The following is a 17,188-nucleotide window of genomic DNA, read 5'->3' as shown; positions in this document are numbered from 1 at the left end:
GAATCTTGCAATGAATGCTCCTGTCGTGACCCCTGACCGGCTGAAGTCGGCTTCATACATTGGCCCGGTGGACTGGCGCCGCATGGTGCAGTGGCTCAGCGATGACAAGGTGATCTCGCGCGAGGAAGCGCAACGCACCATCGCCCGCTGTTCGCAGGCCGAGAGCTCCCAGCATGCCCTGGTACGCCTGGCCAGTGTGGCCATGGAGCGCGTCAGCGATAGCAAGCCGCTCGACATCGAGGCGCTGTCCGAGTATCTGGCGCAACGTGCGGGCCTCGCCTACCTGCGCATCGACCCCCTCAAGGTGGATGTGGGGCGCGTAGCAGACACCATGAGCGCCACTTATGCGGAACGCCACAAGGTGCTGCCTGTGCAGGTGACCAGCAAAGAAGTGGTGGTGGCCACGGCCGAGCCTTTCATTGATGACTGGGTGGCCGAGGTGGAGCGCCAGTCGCGCCGCTCGGTGCGCCGGGTGGTGGCGAACCCCCAAGACATCCACCGCTTCACGGCTGAATTTTTTGCGCTGGCCAAGTCGGTGCGCGCCGCGCAGAAGGCTGGCGGCAACTCGGGTGGCAGCAGCTTTGAGCAGTTGGTGGAGCTGGGCAAGAGCAACAAGCAGCTCGATGCCAACGACCAGGGCGTGGTCAAGGTGGTGGACTGGCTCTGGCAGTACGCGTTTGACCAGCGCGCGAGCGACATTCACCTGGAGCCGCGCCGCGACCAGGGCGTGATCCGTTTTCGCATCGACGGTGTGCTGCACCCGGTCTACCAGATGCCCATGGGCGTGCACAACGCGATGGTGGCGCGCATCAAGTTGTTGGGTCGCATCGACGTGGTGGAAAAACGGCGCCCACAGGACGGCCGCATCAAGACCCGCAACCAGCGGGGCGAAGAGGTGGAAATGCGCCTGTCCACCTTGCCCACTGCGTTTGGCGAAAAGATGGTCATGCGCATTTTTGACCCGGACAACGCGGTCAAGGACCTTGATGCCCTGGGGTTTGCGCAGCACGATGCGCAGCGCTGGGAGGCGTTGGTCAAGCGGCCGCACGGCATCATCCTGGTGACTGGCCCCACGGGCTCGGGCAAGACCACCACGCTGTACTCGACCCTGAAGCGCGTGGCCACCGAAGAGGTCAACGTGAGCACGGTGGAAGACCCCATCGAAATGATCGAGCCCAGCTTCAACCAGACCCAGGTGCAGCCGCAGCTCGACTTCAACTTTGCCGAAGGCCTGCGCGCCCTGATGCGGCAGGACCCTGACATCATCATGGTGGGTGAGATCCGCGACCTGGAGACCGCCGAGATGGCCATCCAGGCGGCGCTGACAGGCCACCTGGTGTTCTCTACCCTGCACACCAACGATGCCCCCAGCGCCATCACCCGCATGATGGAGCTGGGTGTTCCGTCGTACCTCCTCAATGCCACCTTGCTGGGCGTGCTGGCCCAACGGCTGGTGCGCACGCTGTGCAAGCAGTGCAAACAAAAGGATGAGGCCGCGAGCCGCGAAGCCCTGACCGAGGTGGTCAAGCCCTGGAAGATCAGTGGTAGCTACCACCCGTACAAGCCGGTCGGCTGCGTGGATTGCCGCATGGGCGGTTTCAGGGGCCGCATGGGGCTCTATGAATTGCTCACCGTCAGCGAGGCGCTCAAGGACAAAATCACCCAGGCGCCTTCCATTGATGTACTGCGCCGCCAGGCCGTGCAAGACGGCATGCGTCCCTTGCGCCTGGCGGGTGCGTTGCGCGTGGCGGAGGGGCTGACCACCATGGAAGAGGTGATTGCGGCCACACCGCCCCTGGAGTGAGAAACGGGGCGGGCGAGATTGCGTTCTGGGCAATCTTCTCCGTTGGCCCTTCTTTTCTGGTCTCTGAGAGGGGCTGCGGGGTGAGGGTGCTGTTGTCAGTGTGGGCAGAGCGTTACCGGATGTAGGTGGAATCCACATCGCGCCGCCCGCTCCTTGCCAGCACAATCGCGCAGTCGAGAATTCCGTCAAGGAGACAATTCGTGAAAATCAAGAGTAATAAAGACTTTGCGTCCGGGCTCATGTTCATGGGCGTAGGGATCGCATTTGCGTGGGGTGCCACCACTTACAACGTGGGCACGGGCGCGCGCATGGGCCCTGGCTACTTCCCGTTGTTGCTGGGTATCTTGCTGGCCCTCATCGGCAGCGTGATCACCTTCAAGGCGCTGACCGTGGAAACCGCCGACGGCGACAAGATCGGCAAATGGGCCTGGAAGCCGCTGTTCTTCATTTTGGCTGCCAACTTTGCCTTCGGCATTCTGCTGGGTGGCCTGCCCAGCATGGGCATCCCGGCCATGGGCCTCATCGTGGGCATCTATGCACTGACCTTCATCTCCAGCCTGGCTGGCAATGAGTTCAATGCCAAGGGTGTGTTTGTTCTGGCCACCGTGCTTGCCATCGGCAGCTACGTGGCTTTTGTGTGGGCGCTCAAGCTGCAGTTTCCTGTGTGGCCGAGTTTCATCGCAGGTTAAGCAGGAGCACCGACCATGGAATTATTCAATAACCTCGCGCTGGGTTTTGGCGTTGCTTTCACGTTCCAGAACCTGATTTACTGCTTCGTGGGCTGCTTGCTCGGCACGCTCATTGGCGTGCTGCCAGGCATTGGCCCGGTGGCGACCATCGCCATGCTGCTGCCCGCCACCTATGCGCTGCCCCCGGTGGCGGCGCTGATCATGCTGGCTGGTATTTACTACGGTGCCCAGTATGGTGGTTCCACCACCGCCATTCTGGTGAACCTGCCAGGCGAGTCCTCGTCGGTGGTGACCGTGATTGACGGTTACCAGATGGCGCGCAAGGGTCGAGCGGGGCCGGCGCTGGCGGCTGCAGGTCTGGGTTCGTTCTTCGCGGGCTGCGTGGGTACGCTGATCCTGGCAGCCTTTGCGCCTCCGCTGACCGAAGTCGCGTTCAAGTTCGGTCCTGCCGAGTACTTCTCGCTGATGGTGCTGGGTCTCATCGGTGCAGTGGTGCTGGCATCGGGCTCGTTGCTCAAGGCGGTGGCCATGATCGTGCTGGGCCTGCTGATGGGTCTGGTGGGTACCGACGTGAACTCGGGCGTGGCCCGCTTCAGCTTCGATATCCCTGAGCTGACCGACGGCATCGGTTTTGTGACCATCGCCATGGGCGTGTTCGGTTACGGCGAAATCATTGCCAACCTCTCGCGTCCTGATGACGAACGCGAAGTGTTCACTGCCAAGGTCGAGGGTCTGTTCCCGACCAAGGACGATTTCAAGCGCATGATTCCCGCCGTGCTGCGTGGTACCGCGCTGGGTTCTGCACTGGGTATCCTGCCTGGTGGCGGTGCGCTGTTGGCTGCTTTTGCTGCCTACACGCTGGAAAAGAAGACCAAGCTGCAACCCGGCGAAGTGCCTTTCGGCCAGGGCAATATCCGTGGCGTGGCTTCTCCGGAAGCTGCCAACAACGCCGGTGCACAAACCTCGTTCATCCCGCTGCTGACGCTGGGCATTCCTCCCAACGCCGTGATGGCGCTGATGGTGGGTGCCATGACCATTCACAACATCCAGCCTGGTCCCCAGGTGATGACCAGCAACCCCGAATTGTTCTGGGGCCTGATTGCTTCGATGTGGATCGGCAATGCGATGCTGATCATCCTGAACCTGCCGCTGATCGGCATCTGGATCAAGCTGCTGACCGTGCCTTACCGCTGGCTGTATCCGTCCATCGTGCTGTTCTGCGCGGTGGGTGTGTACTCCACCAACAACAACACCTTCGACATCTGGATGGTGGGTGCGTTCGGTCTGATTGGCTACATCTTCTACAAGCTGGGTACCGAACCGGCACCGCTGCTGCTCGGCTTCATTCTGGGCCCCATGATGGAAGAGAACCTGCGCCGTGCGCTGCTGCTGTCGCGTGGTGACTGGAGCGTGTTTGTGACGCGTCCGTTGTCGGCTGGCCTGTTGGCGGCTGCGGCACTGCTGCTCATCATCGTGCTGCTGCCTTCAGTCAAGAACAAGCGCGAAGAAGCGTTTGTGGAAGACTGATCGGTTCCGATTCTTTTCTCACCCTGATCAACGGCACCTTCGGGTGCCGTTGTTTTTTGGGCAGTGGCGTCCACGTGGTACGGCTGTCGCCAGTACACAATTGCGGGCAGAGGTCCGCATGTCTACACCGTTTCATCCCACGCAGCACCCGCACCGGGCGATGCTGCACAACGAAATCCACGCCCGCCCGCCCGAGGCGATGAATGCCCCGCTGGCCATCGCGCACATCGTGATGCTGGCCGATGCGGCAGGGCGCGAGGCCAGCCGGGCCCATGTGGCCGCGCTCCTGCGGGACCACCACATGGCGCTGCCCGACGCCCAGACCACCCACTTACGGATGGACTTGGGCGCTTTTCGGATGCGCTGGGAGATGCACACCGAATTCGTCACCTGGACCTTCATGGTCCCGGCTCCAGTGGAGGCTTTTGGAGAGCGGGAGCCGGTCAGTGCCGTGGATTCCGTTCCGCACGACTGGCTTGCAGCTTTGCCCGGCCAGTGCCTGTGCAGCCTGAACCTGTGGGTGCTGCCCACACACACCTTTGGATCGGGCTCTCTGGTCAAGCATGTTCTGCACGAAGACACATTGGTAGCCTCTACCGTGGCCGACGGGCATGGTGAGGTGTACACCGACTTTGCGATCCACGCCGACGGCTTTTCGCGCATGGTGCTGCTCGCAGGGGGCATGACACCACGGCGCCTGGGGCGTTTGGTGCAGCGCCTGCTGGAAATCGAGACCTACCGCATGGCAGCCTTGCTCGGTCTGCCTGCCGCTCGCGAGGCTGCCAGCGTGCTGGCCTTTGCTGAGCGCGAACTAGCGGCGCTGGCTGAAGCCATCCGCACTGCCAACCGTGATGACGAGCCCGCCTTGCTCGACCGGCTGACGCGCCTGGCCGGGCAGGTGGAAAGTCAGTACGCAGCCACGCACTCGCGCTTCTCGGCCAGCAGTGCCTACTTTGAATTGCTGGACCGCCGTATCCAGGACATTGCCGAGTCCCGCCTGGCGGGCATGCAGACCATCCGGGAGTTCATGGACCGGCGCCTGACCCCCGCTCGGAGTACCTGTGAGTGGGCAACCCGTCGGCAGGATGCGCTGTCGCAGCGCGTATCGCGCATGAGCAACCTGCTGCGCACCCGGGTAGAGATCGAACAGCAGCAAAGCAGCCAGGCGCTGCTGACCACCATGAACCACCGGCAGGATCTGCAGTTGCAGATGCAGTCCACCGTGGAGGGGTTGTCTGTGGCGGCCATTACCTATTACATCGTCGGGCTCGTCAGCTATCTGGCCAAGGGCGCGCAGAAACTGGGCTGGCCGTTGTCGCCGGAGACTACGGCAGCCCTCGCGATTCCGGTGGTGGCGGCAGGGGTGTGGTGGTCACTGCGGCGGCTGCACCAGCGGGTGTTCCACAAACACCGCTAAGGCGGTTGGCCCACCGATCTGTCGAGCGGCACGGGGTGCACTTTGGCTTGTCAGCCATCGTTGATGAAGGGGGCGCCCGCGCAGAGGTTCGATGGCCTGCACCAGCCTTGCCGTGTCACACTGGGCGCAACGCTCCGGCGACCACTGTCCGGCAGATACTTCAGCAGGCGCTTTGCGTCCCTTCGTACCCGTGACCACTGAAAAGAAGAGCATTGCCTCCGGCCTTGTGCTGGCATTCCTGGGCTCCATCGCCTTTAGCGGCAAGGCCATCATCGTCAAGCTGGCCTACCGCCATGGGGTGGATGCGGTCACGCTCATCATGTACCGCATGCTGTTTGCGCTGCCCATCTTTGCCGTGATGGCCTGGTGGGCCAGCCGGGGCAAACCGCCGCTCACCCGCAAGGACTGGCTGGGCGTGCTGGGCCTGGGTGTCACCGGCTACTATCTGGCGAGTTTTCTCGACTTTGCAGGGCTTGCCTATATCAGCGCCAGCCTGGAGCGCCTCATCCTGTACCTCAACCCCACGCTGGTCGTGTTGCTGGGCTGGGTGTTGTACGGACGTGGTATCCGCTGGACCCAGGCGGCAGGCATGCTGGTGAGCTACAGCGGCGTGGTTCTGGTGTTTGGCCACGAGGCCAACCTGCAGGGTGCCAATGCTGCCTGGGGCACCTTGCTGGTGTTCCTGAGCGCAGTCAGCTATGCCATCTACCTGGTTTACAGCGGCGAGATGGTGCAGCGCCTGGGCGCGCTGCGGTTGGTGGGGCTTGCCACCACCGTGGCTTGCCTGTGCTGCCTGTTGCAGTTTGTGGTGCTGCGGCCGCTGAGTGCGGCAGTCGTTGCGCCTGAGGTGATCTGGCTGTCGTTGCTCAACGCCACCTTGTGCACGGCCGCGCCCGTGCTGATGGTGATGATGGCCATTGAGCGCATCGGCGCAGGCATGGCCGCGCAGACGGGCATGGTGGGCCCGTTGTCTACCATCCTCATGGGCGTGTGGATTCTCGGCGAACCGTTCACGGTGTGGGTCGCTGCCGGGACGGTGCTCGTGGTCGCGGGTATCTTCATTTTTACCCGCATGGCGCGCAGGGCCTGACAGCCCACATCCCGCAGCCCTTTGGGCCGCCGTGACAAGGGCCGCCCTGCTTGCTTTTATGACGTCTTCTTTTTGGGGGCTGCCTTGCTGCGGGCTGGTGCCTCGGCCGGTGCTGCAGGCGACGGCACCGCAGCTGCTGCGGGTGCAGTCTTGGGATTCATGCGCTGGGCCACCGTCACGGGGGCCGTGCCGGTGAATCCATCGAGGTTCTTGCCCATGGCCAGCTCCAGTTGCTCCAGGCGCGCCTGTGCCGGCGGGTGCGTGGCCAGTGCCAGCGTGAAGGCCGGGTTGTCAGGCGTAGCGGTGCGCAGGTGCTGGAGCACCGACACCAGTCCATAAGGATCAAACCCCGCGCGGGTGGCCAGGGCCACGCCCGTGCGGTCGGCATCGTACTCATCGGTCTGGTCCAGGCCGCGTGCGTACAGGTTGCGCCCCAGTGCCAAAAATTGCGAGGCCACCACGTTGCCCACGGCGTTGGTCTTGATCTGCGAAGCCACCAACTGGGTCAGCATGCCCGACTGTGCCGTCTTGCGAATGGCCAGCAGGTGGTGTTTGGCGGTGACGTGGGTGATTTCGTGGGCGAGGATGCCAGCCAGCTCGGCCTCGTCGGCGCAGCGGTCGATCAGGCCCTTGGTCACGAACACATACCCCCCCGGGGCCGCAAAGGCGTTGTACCCCGAGTCGTCCAGCACCACAAAGGTCCACGGCAGGTTGGGGCGGGGCGATTGCAGGCTGATCCAGCGCCCCAGCTGATTCACATACCGCTGCAGTGCCATGTCCGGGTGCAGGGGTTTGCTGCCCAGCAGCACGGCCGAGAGTTGGCGGCCGATTTCGATCTCGCGGGGCTCGTCGATGCTCTCGACCGAACGGGTGAGCATGCTGATGAGGTCATCCCCCTGGCCTGCGGGGCTGCCTCCACCGGTGATGGCGCCCAGCAGGCCTCCGCCGGTGTTGCTGGTGGAGCTGCCACCACCCAGGGCGTTGAGCAGATTCATGACCCCCTGGCTCTGTCCCTGGCTGGGGAGCAGGGTCAGGGCCAGGGCGGTGCACGCCGCAGCGAGCAGCCGGATGCGGGAGAGGGATGGGGGCAGACGCATGGCAGCTCTCGCTCAGTTGGGGCTGAAATTGGGGTCGGACGGATTGTTGGACGAGCCTGTCGCCCCCGATCCGCTGCTGGAGGAGGGCCGGGGCGGCTCCGCCAGGGGTGCCACGTTGCGTGGCTGCAGCGACGCATTGCTGGCGAACTGGCGGGCTTGGTCGGCGTTGACCCGCAGCCCCTCGGCCTGGGTCACGGCTGCAGGGTTGGGTTGCGCCTTGGCGATGTCTTCGGCTCCCAGACCCCGGATGCCCACGGTGGAGGTGGCGGTCGTCGTGCTGCCGCTGTTGCTGCCAAACAGGCCGCCCAGGCCGCGCATGCCGCTGGTGGCTGCATTTCCACTGGTAGGAGCAGCGCCAGACTGCGGGCTCAGGTCAAACATATGCACCCAGCCCGTGGCGCCTTGTTGCGTACTGACCTTGGTCCAGGGGCCCTTGCGCTCACTGGTGCGCGTGACCACCGCGTTGGCTTCCAGGGGCGCCACACTGGCGCCGTTTTCTGTGGGACTGTCGCGCAGCTGGGTGGCGCGTTTGACGACGGCTGCCTCCTGGGCATGTGCTGTGCCTGTCAGAAAAGGCGCGAGAGCCATCACGCCCGATGCCAGCCAGGGAGTCAGGGCTCTGCAGTGCAGCCGGATCATTTTTGTAACTCTCCACTTATGATTTGTTGTGGCTGCGGCATGCAGCGTGAAACCGGAGATTGTTATGGATTTGGGTATTGCAGGCAAATGGGCGCTGGTGTGTGGCGCGAGCAAGGGGCTGGGCTATGGCTGCGCGCAGGCTTTGGTGCGCGAGGGTGTCAATGTGGTCATCAACGCCCGCAGTGCCGAGGCGCTCGAACAGGCTGCTACTCGTTTGATAGCTGAAAGTGCAAACAAGACCGGCGCCAGCGGCCAAAAGGGTGCCTCACCCCAGGTGCTGGCTGTGGCGGCCGACATCACCACGCCCGAAGGGCGTGCGGCGGTGTTCTCGGTGGCCGGAGGACCGGGCCGTGACTTCGACATCGTGGTCACCAACGCAGGCGGCCCACCCACCGGCGACTTCCGCGACTGGAACCGCGACGCCTGGATCAAGGCTGTGGACGCCAACATGCTGACCCCTATCGAGTTGATTCAGGCCACGGTGGATGGCATGGCTGCACGCGGGTTTGGCCGCATCGTCAACATCACTTCCAGCGCCGTGAAGGCGCCCATCGACATCCTGGGCCTGTCCAACGGCGCGCGCAGTGGTCTCACGGGGTTTGTGGCGGGTGTGTCGCGCAGCAAGATTGCAGCGAGCGGGGTGACCATCAACAACCTGCTGCCTGGCAAGTTCGACACCGACCGGCTCGCAGCCACCGTTACGGCAGCCGCCAGCAAGGCGGGCAAGAGCGTCCAGGATGTGCGCTCCGCGCAGCAGGCGCAGATCCCGGCAGGGCGGTATGGCTCTGCCGAAGAGTTTGGTGCCATTTGCGCCTTCCTGTGCAGCGTGCACGCGGGCTACATGACGGGGCAGAACGTGCTGGCCGACGGTGGTGCCTACCCCGGTACGTTCTGACGCAGGCCGGGCCCGACGAGGCCCGGCTGGTGGGCTGTGTGGCGCAGTGCTCCCGCAGAACGGAAGCTGGCGTGGTGTTTTGCCGACAGCTTTACCGGAGCGCTGAATAATTGGTGGAATACTGCGGGCCAGCGCCTGCCACTGTCCGCCGCCATGCAATCTGTCCACACTCCCTTTCTGCCGCGCCTGAAACGCCACTGCACCCTGCTGTGTCTGGCGCTGTGCGTTGGGGCTGCTGTGCAGGCCGCCGATGCGGCCAGCGCGGCGGGTGCGGGCACCACAGCGGCAGCTCCGTACCGGTTGCGCATCGTGGGCGGTCTGGCCGGTATCAGCCAGTACGTCCGGCAGGAAGAGCCCTTCTGGACCAAGGAGCTTTCTCGCCTGAGCGCCGGGCGCTTCCAGGCAGAGATCGTGCCCTTTGACCGGGCCGGCGTGCCCGGGGCCGAGATGCTGCGTTTGTTGCAGCTGGGCGTGGTTCCTTTTGGCACCACCCTGATGAGTTCGTTCACCGCGCAATACCCCGAATACACAGCGCCTGACCTGGCCGGACTGAACCCCGACCTTGCCACGCTCAAGACCACGCTGGCGGCGTTTCGCCCCTACCTCGAAAAGGCGTTGCGTGAGCAGCATGGTGTCGAGGCACTTGCCATCTATGTGTACCCGGCGCAGGTGGTGTTCTGCAAGAAGCCACTGCGCACGCTGGCCGAACTCACTGGCCGCCGCGTGCGTGTGTCGTCGGCCAGCCAGGCCGACTTTGTGGGCGCCTTGGGCGGGGTGCCCGTGCTGACCAGTTTTTCGCAGATCGTGCCGAGCTTGACCGCGGGCAATACCGAATGCGCCATTACCGGCACCATGTCGGGCAACATGCTTGGCCTGCCGTCGCTCACCACCCACGTGCACACCCTGCCGGTGACCTGGGGGCTTGCCGTGTTCGGTGCCAACCAAGCCGCCTGGGCGGCGCTGCCGGCCGACCTGCGCACGCTGCTCAAGCGCGAACTGCCCCGCCTGGAAGCCGCCATCTGGGCCGAGTCCGAGCGTGAAACTGCCGACGGGCTGGCTTGCAACCGGGGTGCCTCCACCTGCAGCGCTGGCACCAAGGGCAGCATGGTGGTGGTGCCCGTGTCGCCCCAGGATGAGCGCAGCCGCCAGGAGATCCTTGAATCCACTGTGTTGCCGCGCTGGGTGCAGCGTTGCGGCGCTCGCTGCGCGCAGGTCTGGAACCAGACCATCGGGCCAGCGCGTGGGCTGCAGGCAGCGCCTGCGAAATGACAGAGTCCGCCGCACCTTCGCGCATCAAGGCCTATGTTTGGGCGGGCGCTGCAGTGTTTGTGGCGGCCGTGGTGGCGGTGGCCGGCACCCTGGCGTGGAATGCCCGCCAGGCCGCGCTGGCCGATAGCGAGGCCCAGGCCACGCGCTTTGTGGCGGGCGCAGAGGCGGCACTCAACCGCTCGCTGCTGGCCGTGGACGTGCTGCTGGCCAGCATGGACGAGCTGCTGGGACTGTCCAATGCCATGCCCAAGTGGCTGGATGCCGATACGGCCAGCCAGCGGCTGCGGGGGTCGGCGCGGCAGAACCTCATGGTGCGCTACGTGGCGGTGCTCGACAGCACGGGCAAGGCGTTGGCGTCGTCCGACCCCGCAGGCGCCAGCCTGTTGGTGCAACTGCCGGCCGGTTTTCTGGAGAGCGTGCTGGAGCAACCTGTATCCACCCTGATGGTCAGCGCGCCGGTGGTGAGCTTTGCCAGTTCCGAGAAAGTGTTGTACTTCGCTCGCCACCTGCGCATGGCGGACAGCTCGCGGGTGGTGGCTGTGGCCGAGCTGCCGGTGTCGGCCCTCAGCTCGGTGCTGGTACAGGGCGTGGACATCAGCGGCCTGCAGGTCACGCTGGAGCGCGCCACCGGGCAACTGCTGCTGAGCGTGCCCAACCGCGAAGACGTGACCGCGCCCACCCTCACGCCGCCCATCGGAGATTTGGTCGACCGGGGAATGGCCTGGCAGGCCCCTGCGCGATTGACCGGCGAGCCATCGCTGGTGGTGTTCCGGCCCATCCTGTACCAGGACTTGCGCATCGCGGCCAGCATTCCGCTGGATGCGGCACTCGCCGGCTGGCGCGACCAGCGCGATGCCATTGCGCTGACCACCGCACTGTTCATCGCCATGATCTTTGCGGCGGGGGTGCTGGCGCTGCGCTATGTGGACCGGATGTCCCAGGCCCGCCTGGCCATCGCGCAGTCCAAGGCCACGCTGGACCAGGCGCTGGAGTCCATGGTGAGCGGTTTCTTGCTATTGGACAGCCAGCATCGCGTGGTGCAGTGGAACCGCCAGCTGGAGACGATTCTCCCGTGGCTGCAGGGCGTGATCACACCCCTCATTCCGTTCCGAACGGTGCTGGAGGCCACGGTGGAGCACCATGTGCCCCGCCTGTCCGACGATGAGCGCAAGCGGTGGGTGAGCCAGCGCCTGGAGCGGCAAAAGCACCAGCCCGAGCCGCGTGAACAGTCGTACGCCAACGGCAGCACCATCCAGATCACCGAACGCGCCACGCCCGATGGCGGCCTCGTCATCAGCTACCACGACGTGACTGCGCTGCGCAAGGCCAGCACGGAGATTGAGAGCCTGGCCTTTTACGACCCGCTGACCAACCTGCCCAACCGCCGTCTGTTGATGGACCGCATGCAGCAAGCCATTGCCGCCAGCGTGCGCAGCGGGCAGTACGGCGCCTTGTTGTTCCTGGACCTGGACCACTTCAAGACCCTGAACGACACGCGGGGCCATGAGGTGGGCGACATGCTGTTGCGCCAGGTGGCCCAGCGCCTGAAGACCTGCGTGCGGCGCGAGGACACGGTGGCGCGCCTGGGGGGCGACGAATTCGTGGTCATGCTCAGCGACCTGTCGGTGCACCGTGATGAGGCCGCCGCCCAGGCGCGCCGGGTGGGCGAGAAGATCCTGCGCAAACTCAACGTGCCATACACGCTGGGGGGGAACACGCACCACAGCACGCCCAGCATTGGCGCCACGCTGATGGGCGGCAGTCTGCAGTCGTCGGTGGACCTGCTGAAAGAGGCTGACATCGCCATGTACCAGGTCAAATCGCAAGGGCGCAACGCGCTGTGCTTTTTTGACCCCCAGATGCAGATCGTCATCAGCATGCGCGCGCAGCTGGAGACCGACCTGCAGATGGCGCTCACAGCGCGGCAGTTTGTGCTGCATTACCAGCCGCAGTTCCACCTGGATGGCCGCATGGTGGGCGCCGAGGCCCTGATCCGGTGGCAGCACCCCGAGCGCGGGCTGGTTGCGCCCGGCGAGTTCATAGGCGTGGCCGAAGAAAGCGAACTCATCGTGCCCATGGGCCACTGGGTGCTGCGCACGGCCTGCGAGCAACTGGCGGCCTGGCAGGGGGACGAGCGGTACCGGCACCTGCAGGTGTCGGTCAACGTGAGTGCGCGGCAGTTCCGCCAGCGCGACTTTGTGGCCCGGGTGGTGGAGGTGCTGCGCGAGACGGGCGCCAAGCCGCACCTGCTCAAGCTCGAACTCACCGAATCGCTGGTGCTGGACAACGTGGACGACACCATCGCCAAGATCGGCATGCTCAAGACCAAGGGCGTGCGCTTTTCGGTGGACGACTTTGGCACCGGCTATTCATCGCTGGCGTATCTCACGCGGCTGCCGCTGGACCAGCTCAAGATCGACCAGTCCTTTGTGCGCAACCTGGGGGTGCGGCACACCGACGATGTGATCGTCCAGACCATTCTGGGCATGGCACGCAACCTGGAGCTGGATGTGATTGCCGAAGGGGTGGAAACCGAGGCACAGAAGGACTTCCTGGCCCGGCACGGCTGTGTGTACTTCCAGGGCTATCTGCTGGGGCGGCCCACCCCGGTGATGGACCTGGAGGCGTTGATGGAGTCGGCCACCACGGTCACTGCCCCGGGTTGATGGGCCCAGAAAAGCCGCGCCGTTTGCTATTTTTTGTGTAGCAATTGGGGCAATAAATACTAGCGCTACCGCCGGTTTGAGCCAAAAATGAAACCCGTCAACGTCGTGACGACACCACAATGCCACCCACGATCAGCGCGAACGCCACGGCATGGAACGCCTTGGGCGTGTCGCCCAGAAAGGCCGCCGAGAGCACCCCGGCAAACAGCGGCGTGAGGTTGATGAAAAACCCGGCAGCTGCGGGCCCGGCGCGTTGCACGCCCACCCCCCAGCAGCGGTAGGCCAGCACCGCAGGCCCCACGGCGATGAAGGCCAGGGCGGCTATCAGCGGCCATCCCCATGCGATGTGCGTGCGCCCGCTGGCCCATTCGGCCCCCGCAAAGCTGCCCGACCAGGCCAGTCCAAACACCATTTGTGCCATCAAAAACGCAGCCCAGTCGCCCCGGATGCTGGTGGGCTCGCTAGTGCGCGACAGCAGCCAGCTGTAGAAAGCCCATGAGATGGTGGCCAGCAGCATGAACAAATCGCCCGGCACCAGGCGGAAGGCCAGCAGCTGCGACCACTCGCCCCGGCTCAGCACCAGCAGCACACCACACACCGACAGCAATGCCCCCAGCACCTGCCGCCGCGTGACGGTGGCCCCGAAGAACAGCGCGCCCACGGCCAGCATCCACACCGGCATGCTGGAGCCGACCAGCGTCACGTTGATGGGGGTGGAGGTTTGCAGCGCCATGTACTGCAGCGCGTTGTAGGCCCCGATGCCGAGCAGGCCCAGCAGCGCATAGCGGCGCCAGTGCGGCCACAGCGGGCTATCGGCGCGCAGCACGCCATGGGCCAGGGGCAGCAGGATGGCAAAGGCCAGCACCCAGCGGATGAAGTTCAGGGTGATGGGGGGAATCAGGTCATGGACCAGCCGCCCCACCACAGCGTTGCCGGCCCACAGCAGGGGCGGAATCACCAGCAGCACGGCCGTGCCGGGTGTGATTTTTTGAGTCATGGGGCTGCACTGTAACGGTGCAGCCCGGGCCCTGCTGCGCCCGGGGCACAAGGCCCCAGCACGCACCGGTGCCGCAAGGGCCGTCGGCAACCGCGTGCGATTCGTGGCAGGATGGCCGCCGTTGAGACATCCCCCCCTTTTTTTGTTTGAGGAGACGTTAGCCATGAGCCTTGCCGTCCAGATCCGCCAGCACGGTGGTCCCGAAGAACTCCACGTCGTTGACGTCCCTGTGGGCGAGCCTGGACCCGGTGAGGTCCGCATCCGCCACCACGCCATCGGCCTGAACTTCATCGACGTGTACCACCGCACCGGCCTGTACCCCTTGAGCATGCCCGCCACCATCGGCATGGAAGGCGCGGGCGTGATCGAGGCGGTGGGCGAAGGCGTCACGCACCTGAAGGTGGGCGACCGCGCCGCCTATGCCAGCAACCCTCCCGGCGCCTACTGCGAAGTGCGCGTGATGCCCGCCAAATGCGTGTGCAAGCTGCCCGACGCCATCAGCTTCGAGACTGGCGCGGCCATGATGCTCAAGGGCCTGACGGCGCAATACCTGCTCAAGAAAACCCGGCCTGTGGAAGGCCTGCATCCTGGCGACCATGTGCTGTTCCATGCCGCAGCGGGCGGTGTGGGCCTCATCGCCTGCCAATGGGCCAAGGCGCTCGGCCTGCAGCTCATCGGCACGGCGGGGTCTGATGCCAAGTGCCAGCTGGCGCTGGCCAACGGCGCGGCGCATGCCATCAACTACAGCACCGAGGACTTTGCGGCCCGTGTGAAGGAGATCACCGGCGGCAAGGGCGTGAAGGTGGTGTATGACTCGGTGGGCAAGGACACCTGGGACAAGTCGCTCGAATGCCTGCGCCCGTTCGGCCTCATGGCCAGCTTCGGCAACGCGTCGGGCCCGGTGGCACCGTTTGCGCCCGGCAGCCTGGGTGCCAAAGGCTCGCTGTACGTCACGCGCCAGACACTGTTCACCCACATCGCCACGCGCGAGGCCACGCAAGCCATGGCGGACGACCTGTTTGCCGTGGTCGCCAGCGGGCAGGTCAAGATCCACATCGACCAGCGCTACCCGCTGGCCGATGTGCAGCAGGCCCACCGCGACCTGGAAGCCCGCAAGACCACCGGCTGCACCATCCTCACGCTGTGAACGCGGCTGCACAGGCGCCCACCTTCGACCAGTGGCTGGCAGGGGCACGCCAGGCGGCGCAGCAGCCACCGGCCCAGCCGCGCCAGCCCCTGGTGGTGGCGGGGCAGGTGGTGGGCTCGGTAGCGCCCGGGTTTTTTAGCCAAATCAGCCTGGAGCGCTTGATGAATAAGCGCTACCTGCTATCAGAAGAAGAGCATTCTCAGGGACTTGCTTGGCATTTGCAGGCATCGCCCACCGACACCACGGATGCCCTCAACACCCTGGCCGCCGCGCTGCGCGATGCGGGCCTGTGTGGCCCCTGGCGCGACGAGCAGCTGGCGGTCACCAACCCGGCGGGCGAGGTCATCGGCACCGTGGAGCGCGGGGCGGTGCGTGTGCTGGGCGTGGCCACCCGCGCCGTGCACCTGGTGGGCCTGGCGCCTGACGGTCGCATGTGGGTGCAAAAGCGCTCCCTGACCAAACCCAACAACCCCGGACTGTGGGACACGCTGATGGGCGGTATGGTCTCCGCTGCCGACTCTCTGCCGCAGGCCCTGGCCCGCGAAACCTGGGAAGAGGCCGGTTTGCGGGTGGAGGCATTGGCCAACGTGGCGCACGGGGGCCAGGTGCTGTTCAGCCGCCCCAGCCGCGAGGGCGGTGGCGCGGGCTTCATGGTCGAGCGCATCGACTGGTTCCGCGCCCAGGTGCCTCAGGGCATGGAGCCCGACAACCAGGACGGCGAGGTCGAGCGTTTTGACCTGCTGCCTCTGGAGGTGGTCCGGGAGCGCGTCGCCCAAGGGGCGTTCACGTTGGAAGCCGGGCTGGTGATTGCGGGGTTCCTGGGGGTGTAGTTGCCGGCGCGGCGTGGGCGTGCCCGCTCCCGCTGCTACCGGAGCAGGCTGGCAGGCAGCCCAGGCCCTGCAAGGTGGCCTGCACCGCCTCGTCCAGCGGGGTGTGTGGCTCCTCGCCCAGCGCCGTCCGCAGCCGGTCGTTGGCCATGCGCACCGGCTGCTGCCACAGGTAGCGCATCTCGCGCATTTCACGCAAGGTGGTCACGAACGGCGAGACCAGCGTGACCAGCCACCACGGAAAAGCCTGCACGCGCGGCGCCTGGCCGCCCCGCGCCACCACCACACGGCCAATGGCAGCCGTCATCTGCGTGCCGTCGGCATCCCAATGCCCAGCCATGTGAAAGCGGGCAAATGCGGGCAGCTCGGCGCGCCGCTCCAGCAGCAACACCATGGCGCGCGCCACGTCCGGCAAGTACGACCACTGGTGCCCGACGCCGGGCGCGCCTGGCTGCTTTACCGTGGCCACCGGTCGGCCCGGCTGGATGAGGCCCTGCGCAAACCAGCTGTTGCCCGCCTGCGGGCCAAAGAAGTCGCCCGCGCGCACGATGATCACGCGGCATGCTGCCTCCAGCGGGTGTGGCACGGTGGCTTGCTGCAGGCGGCGCTCCAGCTCCACCCGCACGGCGCCCTTGCGCGTGCGGGGGTGTTGGGGGGCGTCTTCGTGCAGCACCGGGAAGGCATCCGGCCCGTAGTTGTAGACGGTGCCTGGCAGCACCACCGTGGCGCCGTGCGCCCGGGCTGCTGTAATCGTGTTGTCGATCATCGGCAGCACCAGCTCGCTCCAGCGCCGGTAGCCGGGCGGGTTGACCGCGTGCACGATCACCTGGCAGCCGGTGGCGGCGGCCATCACGTCGGCCCGGATCATCGCGTCGCCCCGAACCCAGGTGAACCCGTCGCGCTGTTCTCTGGCCTGCGCAGCGTTGCGATGCAGTGCCACCACCTCCCACCCCCGGTCACGCAGCTGGCGCGCCACCTCGCCGCCAATGCCGCCGGTGGCGCCCAGAACCAGTACCTTGGGGCGGCTGCCCGCGGGGTTGTTGCTCATCGCGATACTCCTTCAAAAACCTGTGGATGGAGGCAGTGTCTGCGCCAGGGCGATCCAATGGAATTGCTGAAAATGA

Annotated in this window: 14 protein-coding genes; 10 read left to right on the top strand and 4 right to left on the bottom strand. The window is 65.5% G+C overall.

Features of this window, described 5'->3' with window-relative positions:
• The first annotated feature begins 10 nt into the window (after window positions 1-10).
• From C8C96_RS21160 to C8C96_RS21140, 5 genes are all read left to right on the top strand, one after another.
• Complete coding sequence (locus tag C8C96_RS21160) at window positions 11-1,804, top strand: GspE/PulE family protein (RefSeq protein WP_121943537.1); 1,794 nt, start codon at window positions 11-13, stop codon at window positions 1,802-1,804.
• A gap of 200 nt (window positions 1,805-2,004) precedes the next feature.
• Entirely contained in the window at window positions 2,005-2,493 is a 489-nt protein-coding gene (locus C8C96_RS21155; protein ID WP_056747453.1) for a tripartite tricarboxylate transporter TctB family protein, read from the top strand.
• A 15-nt stretch (window positions 2,494-2,508) separates the two neighbouring features.
• On the top strand, window positions 2,509-4,020 hold the full coding sequence (locus tag C8C96_RS21150; RefSeq protein ID WP_056747454.1) for a tripartite tricarboxylate transporter permease: 1,512 nt from the start codon (window positions 2,509-2,511) through the stop codon (window positions 4,018-4,020).
• A 118-nt stretch (window positions 4,021-4,138) separates the two neighbouring features.
• The gene (locus C8C96_RS21145) at window positions 4,139-5,437 is read left to right on the top strand and encodes a DUF3422 family protein (protein ID WP_056060948.1); all 1,299 of its coding nucleotides are present in this window, start codon (window positions 4,139-4,141) and stop codon (window positions 5,435-5,437) included.
• Window positions 5,438-5,627: 190 nt separating this feature from the next.
• A complete protein-coding gene (locus tag C8C96_RS21140; RefSeq protein WP_121943536.1) occupies window positions 5,628-6,527 on the top strand; it encodes a DMT family transporter in 900 nt (299 codons plus the stop codon).
• Window positions 6,528-6,583: 56 nt separating this feature from the next.
• On the opposite strand, the gene C8C96_RS21135 is transcribed toward C8C96_RS21140, so the two are convergent.
• Window positions 6,584-7,624: a M48 family metalloprotease gene (locus C8C96_RS21135; RefSeq protein WP_121943535.1), complete on the bottom strand. Its 1,041-nt coding sequence runs from the start codon at window positions 7,622-7,624 to the stop codon at window positions 6,584-6,586.
• Window positions 7,625-7,636: 12 nt separating this feature from the next.
• Window positions 7,637-8,263: an SH3 domain-containing protein gene (locus tag C8C96_RS21130; protein ID WP_121943534.1), complete on the bottom strand. Its 627-nt coding sequence runs from the start codon at window positions 8,261-8,263 to the stop codon at window positions 7,637-7,639.
• A gap of 64 nt (window positions 8,264-8,327) precedes the next feature.
• Between C8C96_RS21130 and C8C96_RS21125 the strand changes: the two genes are divergently transcribed.
• The 3 genes from C8C96_RS21125 (at window position 8,328) to C8C96_RS21115 (ending at window position 13,093) form a co-directional block, all read left to right on the top strand.
• Complete coding sequence (locus C8C96_RS21125; protein ID WP_121943533.1) at window positions 8,328-9,158, top strand: SDR family oxidoreductase; 831 nt, start codon at window positions 8,328-8,330, stop codon at window positions 9,156-9,158.
• Window positions 9,159-9,311: 153 nt separating this feature from the next.
• On the top strand, window positions 9,312-10,427 hold the full coding sequence (locus tag C8C96_RS21120; RefSeq protein WP_233584286.1) for a TRAP transporter substrate-binding protein: 1,116 nt from the start codon (window positions 9,312-9,314) through the stop codon (window positions 10,425-10,427).
• On the top strand, window positions 10,424-13,093 hold the full coding sequence (locus tag C8C96_RS21115; RefSeq protein ID WP_121944126.1) for an EAL domain-containing protein: 2,670 nt from the start codon (window positions 10,424-10,426) through the stop codon (window positions 13,091-13,093). The genes C8C96_RS21120 and C8C96_RS21115 overlap by 4 nt, the downstream gene beginning before the upstream one ends.
• A 97-nt stretch (window positions 13,094-13,190) precedes the next feature.
• Here the strand turns inward: C8C96_RS21115 and C8C96_RS21110 are convergent, their stop codons facing one another.
• Entirely contained in the window at window positions 13,191-14,090 is a 900-nt protein-coding gene (locus tag C8C96_RS21110; protein ID WP_056747460.1) for a DMT family transporter, read from the bottom strand.
• A 163-nt stretch (window positions 14,091-14,253) separates the two neighbouring features.
• Here C8C96_RS21110 and C8C96_RS21105 point away from each other — a divergent pair, with 163 nt between their 5' ends.
• Together C8C96_RS21105 and C8C96_RS21100 are read left to right on the top strand one after the other, a co-directional pair.
• Entirely contained in the window at window positions 14,254-15,237 is a 984-nt protein-coding gene (locus tag C8C96_RS21105) for a quinone oxidoreductase (RefSeq protein WP_121943532.1), read from the top strand.
• A complete protein-coding gene (locus C8C96_RS21100; protein ID WP_121943531.1) occupies window positions 15,234-16,067 on the top strand; it encodes a DUF4743 domain-containing protein in 834 nt (277 codons plus the stop codon). The genes C8C96_RS21105 and C8C96_RS21100 overlap by 4 nt, the downstream gene beginning before the upstream one ends.
• On the opposite strand, the gene C8C96_RS21095 is transcribed toward C8C96_RS21100, so the two are convergent.
• On the bottom strand, window positions 16,021-17,112 hold the full coding sequence (locus tag C8C96_RS21095) for an SDR family oxidoreductase (RefSeq protein ID WP_121943530.1): 1,092 nt from the start codon (window positions 17,110-17,112) through the stop codon (window positions 16,021-16,023). The genes C8C96_RS21100 and C8C96_RS21095 overlap by 47 nt on opposite strands.
• Window positions 17,113-17,188 lie beyond the last annotated feature (76 nt).

This window comes from Acidovorax sp. 100, from assembly GCF_003688355.1.
Taxonomy (GTDB): Bacteria; Pseudomonadota; Gammaproteobacteria; order Burkholderiales; family Burkholderiaceae_C; genus Acidovorax; species Acidovorax delafieldii.
This window is presented reverse-complemented; position numbering and strand designations above follow the sequence as displayed.